A 15,395-nucleotide genomic window follows, 5' to 3' on the forward strand; every position below is an offset into this window, starting at 1 on the left:
GATGACTCGGCTGACCTGTTGCGCCGCGGGACGCTCCCGCACACGGACGTCCGGGCCGGCCCGTGGGGGCCGGCCCGGACGCCGGGGTCGGACGGGGTCGGGTCAGTTCCGACTCACGTCACTCGGGATTCGGATCCCGCTGGGATCAGACGAGGTCGAACCGGTCCAGGTTGGAGACCTTGACCCACGCCGCGACGAAGTCGTTGACGAACTTCTCCTTGGCGTCGTCGCTCGCGTAGACCTCGGCGAGGGCACGGAGCTCGGAGTTCGAGCCGAAGACGAGGTCGGCACGGGTGCCGGTCCACTTGACCTCGCCGGTGGCCGCGTCACGGCCCTCGAAGAGGGTCTGGTCCTCGGAGGTCGACTTCCAGGTCGTGCCCAGGTCGAGCAGGTTGACGAAGAAGTCGTTGGTCAGCTTGCCCGGGGTCTCGGTGAAGACACCGTGCGTGGACCCACCGGTGTTGGCGCCCAGGACGCGCAGACCACCGACGAGGGCCGTCATCTCGGGGGCGCTCAGGGTCAGCAGGTTCGCCCGGTCGAGCAGCAGGTACTCGGCGGGGAGGCGGTTGCCCTTGCCGAGGTAGTTGCGGAAGCCGTCGGAGGTCGGCTCCAGCGCGGCGAACGACTCGACGTCGGTGTGCTCCTCCGTCGCGTCCACCCGGCCCGGCGTGAAGGGGACCTCCACGTCGAAGCCGGCGTCCTGGGCGGCCTTCTCCACGGCGGCGGCACCACCGAGGATGATCAGGTCGGCCAGGGAGACCTTCTTCGCGCCGGTGTTGAACCCGGCCTGGACGCCCTCGAGGACGCTCAGGACGTGACGCAGCTCGTCCGGGTTGTTGACCTCCCAGCCGCGCTGCGGCTCGAGGCGGATACGGGCGCCGTTGGCGCCGCCGCGCTTGTCGCTGCCGCGGAAGGTGGAGGCCGACGCCCACGCGGTGGACACCAGCTGGGACACGGTCAGGCCCGAGTCGAGCAGCTTGGCCTTGAGCGCCGCGACGTCGGCGGCGTCGATGGCCTCGCCCTCGGCCTGAGGCAGCGGGTCCTGCCAGAGCAGCGTCTCCTCCGGGACCTCCGGGCCGAGGTACAGCGACTTCGGGCCCATGTCACGGTGGGTCAGCTTGTACCAGGCGCGGGCGAAAGCGTCCGCGAACTGGTCCGGGTTCTCGTAGAAGCGGCGGGAGATCTGCTCGTAGACCGGGTCGAAACGCAGCGACAGGTCGGTGGTGAGCATGGTCGGGAGGTGCTTCTTCGACGGGTCGTGGGCGTCCGGGATGATCGCCTCGGCGTTCTTGGCCACCCACTGCTTGGCGCCGGCCGGGGACTCCGTCAGCTCGTACTCGTACTCGAAGAGGTTCCTGAAGAAGCCGTTGCTCCACTGGGTCGGCGTGGCGGTCCAGGTCACCTCGAGACCGGAGGTGATGGTGTCGCCGCCCTTGCCGGTGCCGTAGGTCGACTTCCAGCCCAGGCCCTGCTCCTCCAGCGAGGCGGCCTCGGGGTCGGCGCCGACGTTGTCCGCGGGGCCGGCGCCGTGGGTCTTGCCGAAGGTGTGGCCACCGGCGATGAGGGCGACGGTCTCCTCGTCGTCCATCGCCATGCGGCGGAACGTCTCACGGATGTCGCGGGCCGCGGCGAGCGGGTCCGGGTTGCCGTTGGGGCCCTCGGGGTTGACGTAGATCAGACCCATCTGGACGGCGCCGAGCGGGTTCTCCAGCTCACGGTCGCCGGAGTAGCGCTGGTCGTCGAGCCAGGTGGTCTCGGGACCCCAGTACACGTCCTCCTCGGCCTCCCAGACGTCCTCGCGGCCGCCGGCGAAGCCGAAGGTCTCGAAGCCCATCTGCTCAAGCGCGACATTGCCGGTGAGGATCATGAGGTCGGCCCAGGAGATGGACTGGCCGTACTTCTTCTTGACCGGCCACAGCAGACGGCGGGCCTTGTCCAGGTTGGCGTTGTCCGGCCAGCTGTTCAGCGGCGCGAAGCGCTGCTGACCGGCGCCGGCGCCGCCGCGGCCGTCACTGATGCGGTAGGTGCCGGCGCTGTGCCAGGCCATACGGATCATGAGCGGGCCGTAGTTGCCGAAGTCGGCCGGCCACCAGTCCTGCGAGGTGGTCAGTACCTCGGCGATGTCGCGTTTCACGGCGGCCAGGTCGAGGTTCTTGAACGCCTCTGCGTAGTCGAACTCCTCGCCGAGGGGGTTCGCGACGGCGGGGTTCTTGGCAAGGATCTTCAGGTTGAGCCGCTCCGGCCACCACTGACGGTTCCCGCCACCCTGGGTGGGGTGCGCGGCCCGCCCGTGAGCGACCGGGCAGCCGCCTGTCGCCTCGGCCTTCTGGTCCGTGACGATCGCGTCGTGGTTCTCAGTCATGGGAGTCCTTCCGGAACTGGTGGATCACGGTGCTGAACTGCTGGCTCTGGCTTCGGAGCACTGTGGGCACAGGCCCCAGTAGATGACCTCGGCCTCGTCGATCGCGAAGCCGCGGTCGTCGGACGCCGTCAGACACGGGGCGTGTCCCACAGCGCAGTCGACGTCGACCACGGTGGCGCACGACCGGCACACGAGGTGGTGGTGGTTGTCCCCGACGCGGCCCTCGTACAGGGCCGGGCTGCCGGGGGGTTCGAGGCGGCGTACGAGGCCCGCTTCGGTGAGTGCGTTGAGCGCGTCGTACACGGCCTGGACGGATATGTGGCCGACGCGATCGCGGACGCCGGAAGCGATCGCCTCGGCGCCGAGGTGGTCGCCGTCCCGGACGGTCTCCAGCAGAGCGACCCGCGCGGCCGTCACCCGCAGGCCTGCACCGCGCAGCTCGTCGGCGGCGGTCGGAGTCTGGGGCTCGGTCATGACGCCCAACCTAGCGCCCCAAACACGAATAGTTCAAGAAAACGAATGACCCAAGTTTGGTGAACGGTTTCGGACACGCTCGGCGTGGACGGCTCGGCCGTGCGCGGGGACACTGGAAGGGAGGGAAGCCATGAATGCGCGTCCGAGCAGCGGTGGCGCCCCGGCGGCGACCCGTTTCCGTGACCGTGTGCACGCCGGGCGGGAGCTGGCCGCGCGCCTGCGCCTGCCGGGGGAGAAGGGCGAGCTGCCCGATCCGGTCGTCCTCGCCCTGCCGCGCGGCGGCGTCCCCGTGGCCCGGGAGGTCGCACGGGAGCTCGGCGCGCCGCTCGACGTGCTCGTGGCCCGCAAGATCGGCGCGCCCTTCCAGGAGGAACTGGGGGTTGGCGCCCTCGTCGGGGACGACCCACCTCTGTTCGACCGGTCGTCCCTCGTCCGACTGGGGCTCACGGAGGCCGACCTCGCGCCCGTGGTCGCACGGGAGCGGGAGGAACTGCACCGCCGCGAGCGCCGGTACCGGGGCGGTCGTCCCGCCCTCGACCTGCGCGGCCGCACCGCGATCGTCGTCGACGACGGACTGGCCACCGGCGCCACGGCCCGCGCCGCGCTGCGCGCCGTCCGCCGGGCACACCCCGCCCGCCTGATCCTCGCCGTGCCCGTCGGCGCCCCCGAGTCCGTGGAACTGCTGCGCGGCGAGGCGGACGTGGTGCTCTGCCTGCGCAGCCCGCCCGACTTCCGTGCGGTCGGCCTCTGGTACGAGCACTTCGACCAGCTCACGGACGACGACGTCCTCGCGGCGCTGGCGGATGTTTGACCTGGGCGGATGCCGGTGTCCGCCGGAGTGCGGGGCCGGGGTGGACAGAGGCTGGCGCGTACGGTGCCGGGTGGGGTGGACCGGCGTCGGGCGGGGTACCCGGATGGGGCCCCGACCACCCGCTCCGGTGAAGGAGGCGACCCGGATGAGCCCCAGCCGACCCCAGCGCGATGCGCGGTCACGGTCTGCGAGCGGAGACACACGGTCCTCGGGCACAGACGCGCGCTCTGCGAGCGGAGAATCGCGGTCTGCGACGACCGTCAGGCGGTCCGGAAGCGGCAGCCGCGCCAAAAGCGCCAGGGAAGCCCCCAGTGCCTCGCGCGAGCCCGGACGGGCCTATGACGCGGGACCGTTCCTGCCGAGCCGTGGCGGGCTCGCGGCACACCGGCGCGCGGCGGCCGACTGCCGCGGCTGCCCGCTGTACGAGGACGCCACGCAGACGGTCTTCGGCGCCGGCCCGGAGTCCGCGAGGATCCTCCTCGTGGGGGAGCAGCCCGGCGACCAGGAGGACCGGCAGGGCGAGCCCTTCGTCGGCCCCGCGGGGCGGCTGCTGCGGCGGGCCGCCGAGGAGGCCGGGATCGACATGGACTCGGCGTACGTGACCAACGCGGTCAAGCACTTCAAGTTCGTACGGCCGCCGGGCGGTGGCAAGCGCCGCATCCACAAGGCGCCCGAACTGCGGGAGGTCGCCGCATGCCATCCCTGGCTGAGCGCGGAACTGCGCCTGGTGCACCCCGAGATCGTGGTGGCACTCGGCGCGACCGCCGGCAGGGCACTGCTGGGCAGCTCCTTCCGGGTCACCAAGGACCGGGGCGCCCTGCTGCCGCTGCCGGGCGACGAGGGTGACGGCGGGGACCGGGACGAGCGGCCGTACGTCGTCGCCACGCTCCACCCGTCGGCCGTCCTGCGTGCCGACGACCGCGAGGGCGCGTACGCGGGGCTGGTGTCGGACCTCAAGGTGGCGGCGGAGGCGCTCGCGGGTGGCGGCGGAGCGGGGAGCTGAGACCCGGGTACGTACGAGGTTGCCCACGGCGCCGCCTACGGCTTGAGCCCGACGCCGCCGAAGCAGTCCACGTCCCACGGCTCATCCCCGAGTCGGGCCCCGGGGCCGCCCGCGACCCCGCCCGGGCGGCCGGCCGGGCCGTCCGCTCGCTCGGCCCGCCACCGGGCCACGGATACCAGCCCCGGTTCGAGCAGCTCCAACCCCGCGAAGACGCGAGCGAGTTGCTCGGGGGAGCGGTATGCGGGGATTGTCGCCGGTCTGGTGCCAGTGCTCGTGCTGCCAGTCCCCAGCTGCGCCTGGCCTTGCCGGTTCGTTTGGTTCAGAGCTCTCGCCTCGGCGGGGTGGCGCCTGCCTCACCGTCACCTCGCGCGTACACCGTGGGATGCCAGCCGTTGGGAAGACCAGCCGACCAGTGCTCTCGGGGCTTTGCTCGGCCGCCTGCACCTGATCGTGGTCCGGGTGCCCGGGTGCCCGGGTGCCCGGGTGCTCGGGTGCCCGGGTGGCAGCCGGTGGTGCAGTACCCCATGGCCGAAGCCGGCCCGCCGGACCCCATGTAGCCTCGGGCGACGAGCGAGCGCAGGAAGGCGATCCAGTCCGCGCCGTCCTCGGCGGTCGCGACGTCCAGACCCAGGATCTCCCGGTGGCCGTCGGCCTGCGCAGCCGACCTCGGCGGCACCAAGATCCCCGACAGAGCCAGGACTTACAGGCCGGTGCCGTCACGATTGGGCGAGGATGAGATCGGCGGCCCGGTGCACCCCGCCTGCCTCGTGCAGGAGCATGCCCCAGCGGGCGCTGCGCTGGGCGAAGCCGTCGTCAGACAGCAGACGGTGCAGTTTGGCCGCCAGCTCATCGGCGTCGAGATGATGGGGGCGGTCCAGAGTGAGGCCGACGCCCGCGTCCACCGCGCGGGTGGCGAGGTCGTAGCAGTCCATCCAGAACGGCATCACCAGCAGCGGCTTGCCGAAGTAGATGCCCTCGTGGAACCCGTTGCCCCCGCCGTGAGTGACGAAGGCCCGCACATGTGGATGGGCGAGCACGTCCAGCTGGGACGGGACCCACTCGCGCACCTGTATGTGCGCGGGCAACGGTTTGGGTAGCCGGGCTTGCTGGTCGGCCGGCAGTTTCCACAGCACTTGGTGCTCGGGGTCGAGCTGGGACAGAGCGTTTGCCAGGGCGGCCAGTTGTGAGTCGGACAGCACGGCGATGGTGCCGAGCCCCACGTACACCACCGATGGGTGCTGGTCGAGCCACACCGACAGGTCATCGGTCGGATCGGTCCTTGACCGATCCGGCACCATGGCGCCCAGCATATGAACATTCCCGGGGGCCTGGAACGGGTACTCGAGGCCGAAGACCGAGTAGGCGAGCACCGCCGAAGCGGCCTTGGTGTATTGCAACTGGTCGCCGAGGAAGTTGGGGATGCCGAGCGCCCGCCGTCGCCGCGCCGACCGAACGAGGCCGGTACGGGTGAGCGTGGCCGTGAGCATTCGCAGCCGGAACGCCACGTTGGCAACGTGCTGCGCTCGGCTCATTCGCTGCGGGAGACCCGAAAGCGGGGTCGGGTAGTTCCATGGAAGTTTCGCCGTGTAGAGGAGGCTGACCGGAAACGGCACGCTGAGCATGAAAGGCACGTTGCGGGCCATGGCCGCATCGATCGCGGCCAGATGCATGAGGTCGGCAACGACGAGCCGGGGACGGATCCGGTCCATCTGATCCAGCAGCATCGGGTATTGCTCGGCGGTGAGATCCGGGTCTCGCACCATACGCAGCACCTCCACCATGCCGCGGGTGGTGCGCGGACCGTGGGTGATCGCGGAGTACCGGGACTCATTGACCGTGATGCGGGTCTCGCCCGTCGAAATGAACCCTATGGACGTTCCCGCTGCTGCTTCCTTGACGCGTTCTGCGGCCTCTTCCTCGGAGACGAACCACAGGTCAGGCACCCCCCGACGCGACAGTTCTCCTGCGATGGCGAGCAGGGGGTTGAGCTGCCCGAACTGCGCCACGCTGGCAAAGAGGATGGGGCGGCTCATGGTTGAGGTCCTTTGACTGGGAGGGAGGTTTCTCGATCCGCTCGCCGCATTGGTCAGTGGGGCCTTGTCGCGTCGTTCGACGACCGGGATGCCATAGGGGCAGCCAGGCGATGTCGCCCGCGCAGTACCAAGGCGTCCGCGGAGCGGAGCGGGTTGTCCGAGGCGTCGATGGCGAGGAGGGGTCCTTCCTCCCCAGCGATCTCTTCTTTGAAGGGCGGTGCCGAGCAATGGCTCGGTGCGGAGGGCGACGTGCCTGCTCACGCCTCTCCTGGAAACGCCGATCCGTGGTGGGCTTGAGGAGAGCCGGCTGCTGTCCCGGCCATCGGGGGCGGAGGCGCCACCGCCGCTGACCGTTGCGCCCTGAACCGACACCGTCTTGTGCATGACGTGGCTGCCTCGACCTGCACAAGATGACCTTCTCCGTGCTGTGGGAGGGTAGCGTTTCGCATGTCAAGGGGCTCTGCAGGTCTGGTTCGCCGGTGCAGTTGACTGGCCCAGGGCCGCGCTGTCGGGGGCAACGCTTCGGGGGCCTTCAGACATGTGCCGCTGTCTCGGGGTTCGGCGTCTCAAGAGGGCTTCGGCATCCACGGGCCCGAGCCGGTCCGCTGCTGTTGAGGCGGCCCGGACCAGGCGTCCTCGTCCCACTGCCGTGTCACCTCCGGATAACGAGTGCTGTCACTGTTCGAATAGTTGTGTGAGGCTCTTGCCATAGCCAACCTCGACCACCCGCCCATGTCATGGAACGCAGGCTGGCGAAGATTCAGAACTGTCCGCGCCTGCTCGACGGCTGCCTCGCTGGAACATGCCTGATCATCAAGGAGTCAAGACCAGCCAACCGCACGTGCGGGCTCAGCTTCAGTGACTTCCCTACAAAAGCGTCGAGTTGTTGAAGACACATGGACATGGCGCAAGTCTGGTGGCGTCAGCGGAACCTCGATGCGCCCCTAGCCAGGGGTTCGCCTCACCTGTACGCGTGCCTTGTCGGACACCGTCGCCCCCGGAGGGAACCTGAACCTTGCGTATGCACGTGCCCGAGCAACGAGTGTGCTCACCTTCGGGCACAGGAGGGAGGCGTTCACGTCACTCTCAAGCTTCCGGGGTGAGTTCTGTGCGTCTGGGGCCGCCCGGGCGCTGGACCGTGGCATGCTGCGTGGGGCCGGGCCGCCGGAGCCGGGCGGGGACCTCGCCGGATCAGGGCCGTGAGCGCCGGTCAGTCCGTGACGAACGGGGCGTATCCGAGCGGGACTTCGTTCACCTGGAGCTCGGAGAAGACCAGGGTCAGGTCGTGCGCGGTCGTGTGGATACGGACCTCGTGGAAGTCGATGCCGATGGCCTCGGACCACTGTCGGGCCGCATCCGACTCGGGTAGGAGCCGCGCGCCCGGCCAGAGCCCGTGCCACCGCACGCCCCAGACGTAACCGTCGAGGTCGGAATCGGGTTCAGGGGCGATGAGCCGGTCGTCCAACGAGTCCTGCCAGATCGCGGCGGCCACAGATGTCTTAGGGGTCCTTTCACTATGAGCGTCCGATCAGGTCGCGTGGTCTGGTGCCGTGCATCGCAAGGCGCCGAAGAGCCCTGGTAGCTGAGCTACCTGGGCTTTTCGGCAACGCGGCGAGGGGCGGTGCCAGACCACGCGACCCGGGCGGGCATAGTGAAAGGACCCCTTACAGCGGGCCTCGACGCAGAACCGGAAGAGATAGCGCAGGTAGGACGGTGCGACGCCGATCCTGGGATCGGCCGTGGCGTGGACGATGACCTCGTAGTCACGCATGTAGTCGGTGTAGCCATGGTGCACGACAGCGTGATCGAAGGCATCGTCCAGCATCTGCTCGAGTGCGGCGGAGTCCATGCCGCCCTTCTACCTCACCCGTCGCCGCTCCCGTCGACCAGCACCACCTCCAGCGTGCGCGGACCGTGGACGCCCTCCACGCGGTCCAGTTCGATGTCGCTCGTGGCGGAAGGGCCGGAGATCCAGGTCAGCGGGCGGGTGGGATCGAGGCGTTCCAGGGCCAGGGGGACCGAGGGGACGACCTGGTCGGGGACGCGTACGACGCAGATGTGGTGGTCGGGGACCAGGGTGATCCGGCGGCGGCCCTGGTCGGGGGAGCCGTCCAGGACGATCGTGCCGGTCTCCGCGATCGCGAGGGCGCAGGCCGTGACCACGCTGTCCACCTCGTCCAGTTCGTGCGGCGTGCTCTCCGCCCGGTCGGCGACCCGTGCCACCTCCGTCGCCGACAGCCACTCCTCGCGCAGCGCGGGCGGTACGAGGACCGAGGTCGACCCGCGCCCGGCCAGCAACTCCGCGATGACACCGGGGAGTCCGCGGGTGTCCGTGCGGTGCACGATCGCCCGGTAGTCCGCCAGGTTCTCGGCCAGCAGATCCACCGTCTGCGCGACGCTCCGCTCACCGTGTTCCCGAAGGTAGGTGCGTGGAACGGTCTGCTCGTACGACATGTCGTGCTGCCGTACGTCGGCCAGGGCGCGTCGTACGCGACCCAGGATCAGATCCCTGCTGCTCACTTGCCGGTGTCCCTTCCGCCGTCCGCCCGATCGCGGCCCGCGCGCCCGCCGTCCACCCCGCCGGCGCCGGTGCCCGCGCCGTTCGTACGCCCTTCGTACCCAGGGCCGGTGCCCGCGCCCCGGCCCTCCGTCCGCCCCCCGTTCGTCCGTTGCCACCAGTCGCGGAACGGTTCCGCCGGCAGCGTCGGCAGGTCGCGGCTCGCGCTCCACGCCATGCCGGGCCCCGGCAGCGTACGGGGGTGGAAGCGGCGGGTGCGGGACGCCAGCCGCTGGCCGGTGCGCAGCGCGCCGGGGTGGGTGAAGGCCCAGCGGGCCGCCCGCATCGCCGCCCGCTCGGCGGCGTGCCCCTTCGCGGGCTTGAGGACGACCCTGGCGCCCTTCTCGGTCACCTGCCCGCCCTGCGCCACCCGCTCCCGCAGATGCACCAGCACCTCCGGGATGTCGATGGCCACCGGACACACCTCGTAGCAGGCACCGCAGAGCGACGAGGCGTACGGGAGCGACGCGTCGATCTCGCTGCCCGTCCCGCGGAGTTGCGGGCTGAGGATGGCACCGATGGGGCCGGGATAGACCGACCCGTACGCGTGGCCGCCCGCCCGCTCGTAGACGGGGCAGACGTTCAGGCACGCCGAGCAGCGGATGCAGCGCAGCGCCTGGCGGCCGACCTTGTCGGCGAGCGTGTCGGTGCGGCCGTTGTCGATGAGGACGAGATGGAAGGTGCTCGGGCCGTCCCCGTCGGTCGTGCCCGTCCACGTCGAGGTGTACGGGTTCATCCGCTCAGCCGTGGAGGAGCGGGGGAGGACCTGGAGGAAGACCTCCAGGTCCTGCCAGGTCGGCACGATCTTCTCGATGCCGACCACCGAGATCAGCGTCTCGGGCAGCGTCAGGCACATCCGGCCGTTGCCCTCCGACTCCACCACGACCAGCGTGCCGGTGTCGGCGACCATGAAGTTGGCGCCGGAGACGCCCACCTTGGCCCGCAGGAACTTCTCCCGCAGATGCAGCCGCGCCGCCTCCGCCAGTTCGGCGGGCGAGTCGGTGAGTCCCTCGGGGGCCGGACGGCCCCACTCGCTCATCTCGCGCGCGAAGATCTCCCGGATCTCGCCCCGGTTGCGGTGGATCGCGGGGACGAGGATGTGCGACGGGCGGTCCTTGCCCAACTGCACGATCAGCTCGGCGAGATCCGTCTCGTAGGCGCGGATGCCCTCGGCCTCCAGCGCCTCGTTCAGCCCGATCTCCTGCGTCGCCATCGACTTGACCTTGACGACCTCGGTCTCACCGGTCGCCTTGACCAGATAGGTCACGATGCGGTTGGCCTCGTCCGCGTCGGCGGCCCAGTGGACGGTGCCGCCCGCCGCCGTCACCGACTCCTCCAACTGGACCAGGTACCGGTCGAGATGACGGAGCGTGTGGTCCTTGATCCGCTTGCCGGCCTCGCGCAGCTCCGCCCAGTCCGACACCTCCGCGACGGCCTTCGCCCGCTTCGCGCGGATCGTGTGCGTGGCGTGCCGCAGATTGCCGCGCAGCGTCGCGTTGTGCACGGCCTCGTGCGCCGCCTTCGGAAACGCCGGCATCCCGACGAACATCCCGCTCATGCGCCGCCCCCGGTCCCGTGCACCGTCTTCTCCGTACGACCGGTCATGCCGCCGGCTCCACTTCCGTGCTCGCCAGGATCTCCGCGATGTGGACCGGCCGCATGCCCGTGCGCAGCCGGGCCATCGTGCCGCCGATGTGCATCAGACACGAGTTGTCGGCCGCGCACAGCACGTCCGCGCCCGTCGACTCGGCGTTGCGCACCTTGTCCCTGCCCATCGCCGCCGACACGTCGGAGTTCTTCACGGCGAAGGTGCCGCCGAAACCGCAGCACTCCTCCGCCCCCGGCAGCTCCACCAGCTCCAGGCCCTTCACCGCCTGGAGCAGCCGCCGCGGCCGCTCGCCGAGCCCGAGACCGCGCAGCCCATGACAGGTCGGGTGGTAGGTCACCTTGTGCGGGTAGTACGCCCCGACGTCCGTCACGCCCAGCACGTCCACCAGGAACTCGGTCAGCTCGTACGTCTTCGGCACGACCGGCGCGAGGGTCCGCGCCAGCGTGTCGCCGCGCCCCTCGGCCCGCGCCCGCTCACCCATCCGCGGATACAGCTCCCGCACCATCGCCCCGCATGAGCCGGACGGCGTCACGATCGCCTCGTAACCACCGAATACATCGGAGAACTTTCGAGCCAGGGGCTCTGCCTGATATCGGTACCCGGTGTTGTAGTGAGCTTGTCCGCAGCAGGTCTGACCCGTCGGGAAGTCCACGTCAACGCCCAGCCTGGTCAGCAGTTTCACCACGGCGCGACCGGTGTCCGGATAGAGCGTGTCGTTGACACAGGTCAGGAACAGGGCGACACGCATCGCGGCTCCTTGAGGGTCTGTCATCGGATGAAAGCAGGGTACGACGTCAGTGCCCGGAGGGCGAGGGCCCCGCCGGCCGGAATCGCCGTGCGAGGCCCCGTCGGTCACCGGGCGCGGGAGGGACGCAAGGCCGGAGAACGCACCGGGCACGGGAGTGCGCGCTCAAGCCGGAGAACGTGCTGCCGGGGCGCCGCTCACCCCCGGGCGAGCCGGTCCTCCGCCGCGCGCCAGGCCGCCGGGTCGCCCTGCGGCTCGTACCGCACCAGCGGCTGCGTGCGGGCGACGAGCCGGCGCATCGAGGCCCGGTCGCCCACCACACCGTGCGTGCGGGCCTGGACCAGGACATTGCCGAGGGCCGCCGCCTCCGCCGGGCCCGCCACCACCGGCAGCCCGCAGGCGTCGGCGGTGAGCCGGCACAGCAGGGCGTTGCGGGTGCCGCCCCCGACGACGTGGACGACGTCCACCGGGTGGTCGGCCAGCGCCTGGGCCTCGACGACGGCCCGCCGGTGGGCGAGGGCGAGGGAGTCGAGGATGCAGCGGGTGATCTCGGCGGGGGAGGACGGCACCGGCTGCCCCGACTCCCGGCAGGCCGCGGCGATCCGATCCGGCATCCGGCCGGGCGCGAGGAACGCCGCGTCACCGGCGTCCACGACCGACCGCAGCGCCGGCACCCCGGCGGCGGCCCGCAGCAGCTCCTCGAGATCCGGGTTCCCCCAGTCCCGTACGCACTCCTGCAGCAGCCACAGTCCCATGATGTTGCGCAGGTACCGGACCGTGCCGTCGAGCCCCAGCTCATTGGTGAAGTTGGCGGCCCGGCTCTCCTCGGTCAGCACCGGCGCGTCCAGCTCCAGTCCGGCCAGGGACCAGGTGCCGGTGCAGATGTACGCGAACCGCTCACCGGTGGCGGGTACGGCCGCGACCGCCGAGGCCGTGTCGTGGGACCCCACGGTCGTCACCGGCACCGGCCCGGTCAGCCCCGTCTCCTCCAGCACCCGCCGCTGCAACAGTCCCGCGGGGTCGCCCGGCCGCCGCAACGGCCCGAACAGCTCCAGGTCGACCCCGAGCCGCTCCGCCACGTCGTACGCCCAGTCACGGGTCCGCGGATCGATCAGCTGGGTCGTGGAGGCGTTCGTCAGTTCCGTGCCGAACTCACCCGTGAGCCAGTACGACAACAGATCAGGGATCAGCAGCAGCCGCTTCGCGTACGCCAGCTGCGCGGACGACTCCGCGGCGACCAGCTGGTACAGCGTGTTGAACGGCGCGTACTGCAACCCGGTCGCCGCGTACAGCTCGGCAGCGGGCACGATGGCCCACACCTTCTCGGCGACGCCCTCGGTCCGGGTGTCCCGGTAGTGCACCGGGTTGCCGAGGAGGGCCCCGTCGGCGTCCAGCAGCCCGTAGTCGACGGCCCAGCTGTCGATGCCGACGGAGTCGACCTGCCCGGCCGCCTTCAGCCCGTCGAGCAGCCCCGCGTACAGCGCGAGCACGTCCCAGCGCAGCCCCTCGGGCGTCCGCACCGGCCGGTTCGGGAACCGGTGCGCCTCGGCCAGTTCCAGGGAGTCCCGGTTCGCCCGGCCGACCATGACCCGCCCGCTGGACGCGCCGAGGTCGACCGCCGCGTACGACTTCACGGCCGTGCTCATCGCAGGAAGGCGGCGGCGACGCCGGCGTCGACCGGGACGTGCAGCCCGGTGGTGTGCGTCAGCTCCCCGCCCGTCAGCGCGAACACCGCGGCCGCCACGTGCTCCGGCAGCACCTCGCGCTTGAGGATGGTCCGCTGGGCGTAGAACTCGCCGAGCTTCTCCTCCTCGATGCCGTAGGTCGCCGCCCGCTGGGCGCCCCAGCCGCCGGCGAAGATGCCGGACCCGCGCACCACACCGTCCGGGTTGACGCCGTTGACGCGGATGCCGTGCCCGCCCAGCTCGGCGGCGAGCAGCCGCACCTGGTGGGCCTGGTCGGCCTTGGTGGCGGAGTACGCGATGTTGTTGGGCCCGGCGAAGACGGCGTTCTTGGAGGCGATGTAGACGATGTCGCCGCCCAACCCCTGCGCGATCATCACCCGTGCCGCCTCGCGCGACACCAGGAACGAACCGCGGGCCATGATGTCGTGCTGGAGGTCCCAGTCCCTGGCGGAGGTCTCCAGCAGCGGCTTGGAGATCGAGACACCGGCGTTGTTGACGACGAGGTCGACACCGCCGAAGGCGAGCACGGCCGCCTTGAAGGCCCCGGTGATCTGCTCCTCGTCGGTCACGTCGACGGTCACGGCGACAGCCCTGTCCGGCCCGCCCAGTTCCTCGGCGACCGTGGAGGCGTTGTCGCCGTTGAGATCGGCGACGACGACACACGCGCCCTCGGCGACGAGCCGGTGCGCGATGGCCCTGCCGATCCCACTGCCCGCGCCCGTCACCAGCGCGACCCGCGTGGCCAGCGGCTTCGGCCTGGGCATCCGCTGGAGCTTGGCCTCCTCAAGGGCCCAGTACTCGATGCGGAACTTCTCCGACTCCTCGATCGGCGCGTATGTGGAGACCGCCTCGGCCCCTCGCATCACATTGATCGCGTTGACGTAGAACTCGCCGGCCACGCGTGCCGTCTGCTTGTCCTTGCCGAAGCTGAACATGCCCACGCCCGGGATCAGCACGATCGCCGGGTCGGCGCCGCGCATCGCGGGGGAGTCGGGTTCGGCGTGCCGCCGGTAGTAGGCGGCGTACTCCTCGCGGTACCCGGCGTGCAGCTCCTTCAGCCGGGCGATCGCCGTGTCCAGGCCGGCGGCCGGCGGCAGGTCCAGCACGAGCGGCCGGACCTTCGTACGAAGGAAGTGGTCCGGGCACGAGGTGCCGAGCGCGGCGAGCCGCGGGTGCTCCGCGCGGGCCAGGAAGTCGAGCACGACGTCGGAGTCGGTGAAGTGCCCGACTTGTGCCCTGTCCTGCGAGGCGATGGCCCGGATGTGCGGCGCCAGCGCGGCGGCCCGCTCCCGGCGCGCGGCGGCGTCGAGCGCCTCGTAGCCCTCGATGACCGCCCCGAAGGGTTCGGTCCTCCCCTTCTCCTGAAGGAACGCCTCGGCGGTGCGGATGATGTGGAGCGAGTTCCTCTCGCACTCGTCGGCGGTGTCGCCCCAGGCGGTGATGCCGTGCCCGCCGAGCACACACCCGATGGCCTGCGGGTTCTCCCGCTTCACCGCGGCGATGTCCAGCCCCAGCTGGAAGCCCGGCCGCCGCCACGGCACCCACACCACGCTGTCCCCGAAACACTCGGCCGTCAGCTTCTCCCCGTCGGCCGCGCAGGCGAGCGCGATCCCGGAGTCCGGGTGCAGATGGTCCACGTGGGCGGCGTCCACGAGCCCGTGCATGGCCGTGTCGATCGACGGTGCCGCGCCGCCCTTGCCGTGCAGGCAGTAGTCGAACGCGGCGACCATCTCGTCCTCGCGCTCCACCCCCGGGTACACGTCGACGAGCGCCCGCATCCGGTCCAGCCGCAGTACGGCCAGGCCCGCCTCGGTGAGCGTTCCGAGGTCACCCCCGGACCCCTTGACCCACATCAGCTCCACATCACCCCCGGTGACGGGATCGGTGGCGGTTCCCTTGGCGGACGCGTTGCCGCCGGCGTAGTTGGTGTTGCGGGGGTCGGCACCGAGCCGCCGGGACCGGGCGAGCAGAGCTGCGGCTTCGGGATGGGTAGCCATACGGGATCAGTCCTTACGGTGACGTGTGCGGAGAAGGGGGGCAGCGCCCCTTCAGGGGCGCGGGGAACTGCGCGACCAGCCACGATCGGCCCGCAGTCCGGGAACCGGCAGTTACCCGG

10 protein-coding genes and 4 pseudogenes are annotated in these 15,395 nt (G+C 70.9%); 2 read left to right on the plus strand and 12 right to left on the minus strand.

From position 1 onward, the window contains the following. Positions 1-145 precede the first annotated feature (145 nt). A complete protein-coding gene (gene katG / locus ACZ43N_RS20210; RefSeq protein WP_468099103.1) occupies positions 146-2,362 on the minus strand; it encodes a catalase/peroxidase HPI in 2,217 nt (738 codons plus the stop codon). Positions 2,363-2,386: 24 nt separating this feature from the next. Further along, positions 2,387-2,836, minus strand: coding sequence for a Fur family transcriptional regulator (locus tag ACZ43N_RS20215; protein ID WP_468099104.1), 450 nt, complete (start codon positions 2,834-2,836; stop codon positions 2,387-2,389). A 130-nt stretch (positions 2,837-2,966) separates the two neighbouring features. On the opposite strand from ACZ43N_RS20215, the gene ACZ43N_RS20220 reads away from it, so the two are divergent. Beyond that, positions 2,967-3,647 carry a phosphoribosyltransferase gene (locus ACZ43N_RS20220; protein WP_468099105.1) on the plus strand — a complete coding sequence of 227 codons (681 nt, stop codon included), beginning with the start codon at positions 2,967-2,969 and terminating at the stop codon, positions 3,645-3,647. A 319-nt stretch (positions 3,648-3,966) separates the two neighbouring features. After that, positions 3,967-4,650, plus strand: a pseudogene (locus ACZ43N_RS20225) (UdgX family uracil-DNA binding protein); the annotation flags it as partial. A gap of 35 nt (positions 4,651-4,685) precedes the next feature. Here the strand turns inward: ACZ43N_RS20225 and ACZ43N_RS20230 are convergent. From ACZ43N_RS20230 to ACZ43N_RS20275, 10 genes and pseudogenes are all read right to left on the minus strand, one after another. After that, positions 4,686-4,973: an SAM-dependent methyltransferase gene (locus tag ACZ43N_RS20230; RefSeq protein ID WP_468099474.1), complete on the minus strand. Its 288-nt coding sequence runs from the start codon at positions 4,971-4,973 to the stop codon at positions 4,686-4,688. A gap of 224 nt (positions 4,974-5,197) precedes the next feature. Next, positions 5,198-5,302, minus strand: a pseudogene (locus ACZ43N_RS20235) (transposase); the annotation flags it as partial. 64 nt (positions 5,303-5,366) lie between these two features. Beyond that, complete coding sequence (locus ACZ43N_RS20240) at positions 5,367-6,683, minus strand: glycosyltransferase (RefSeq protein WP_468099107.1); 1,317 nt, start codon at positions 6,681-6,683, stop codon at positions 5,367-5,369. 1,210 nt (positions 6,684-7,893) lie between these two features. Continuing rightward, positions 7,894-8,184 (minus strand): annotated as a pseudogene (locus tag ACZ43N_RS20245) (YxiG-like protein); the annotation flags it as partial. Between the two features lie 165 nt (positions 8,185-8,349). After that, positions 8,350-8,532 (minus strand): annotated as a pseudogene (locus ACZ43N_RS20250) (YxiG-like protein); the annotation flags it as partial. Positions 8,533-8,546: 14 nt separating this feature from the next. Then, on the minus strand, positions 8,547-9,203 hold the full coding sequence (locus ACZ43N_RS20255; RefSeq protein WP_468099109.1) for a LutC/YkgG family protein: 657 nt from the start codon (positions 9,201-9,203) through the stop codon (positions 8,547-8,549). After that, the gene (locus tag ACZ43N_RS20260; protein WP_468099110.1) at positions 9,200-10,798 is read right to left on the minus strand and encodes a LutB/LldF family L-lactate oxidation iron-sulfur protein; all 1,599 of its coding nucleotides are present in this window, start codon (positions 10,796-10,798) and stop codon (positions 9,200-9,202) included. The genes ACZ43N_RS20255 and ACZ43N_RS20260 overlap by 4 nt, the downstream gene beginning before the upstream one ends. 43 nt (positions 10,799-10,841) lie before the next feature. Then, positions 10,842-11,597, minus strand: a complete 756-nt coding sequence (locus ACZ43N_RS20265; RefSeq protein ID WP_468099112.1) for a (Fe-S)-binding protein — start codon at positions 11,595-11,597, stop codon at positions 10,842-10,844. Between the two features lie 194 nt (positions 11,598-11,791). Beyond that, on the minus strand, positions 11,792-13,240 hold the full coding sequence (locus tag ACZ43N_RS20270; protein ID WP_468099114.1) for a rhamnulokinase: 1,449 nt from the start codon (positions 13,238-13,240) through the stop codon (positions 11,792-11,794). Beyond that, positions 13,237-15,276, minus strand: coding sequence for a bifunctional aldolase/short-chain dehydrogenase (locus tag ACZ43N_RS20275; RefSeq protein WP_468099115.1), 2,040 nt, complete (start codon positions 15,274-15,276; stop codon positions 13,237-13,239). Before ACZ43N_RS20275 ends, ACZ43N_RS20270 begins: the two co-directional genes overlap by 4 nt. Positions 15,277-15,395 lie beyond the last annotated feature (119 nt).

Source organism: Streptomyces sp. NPDC030814 (assembly GCF_055572155.1).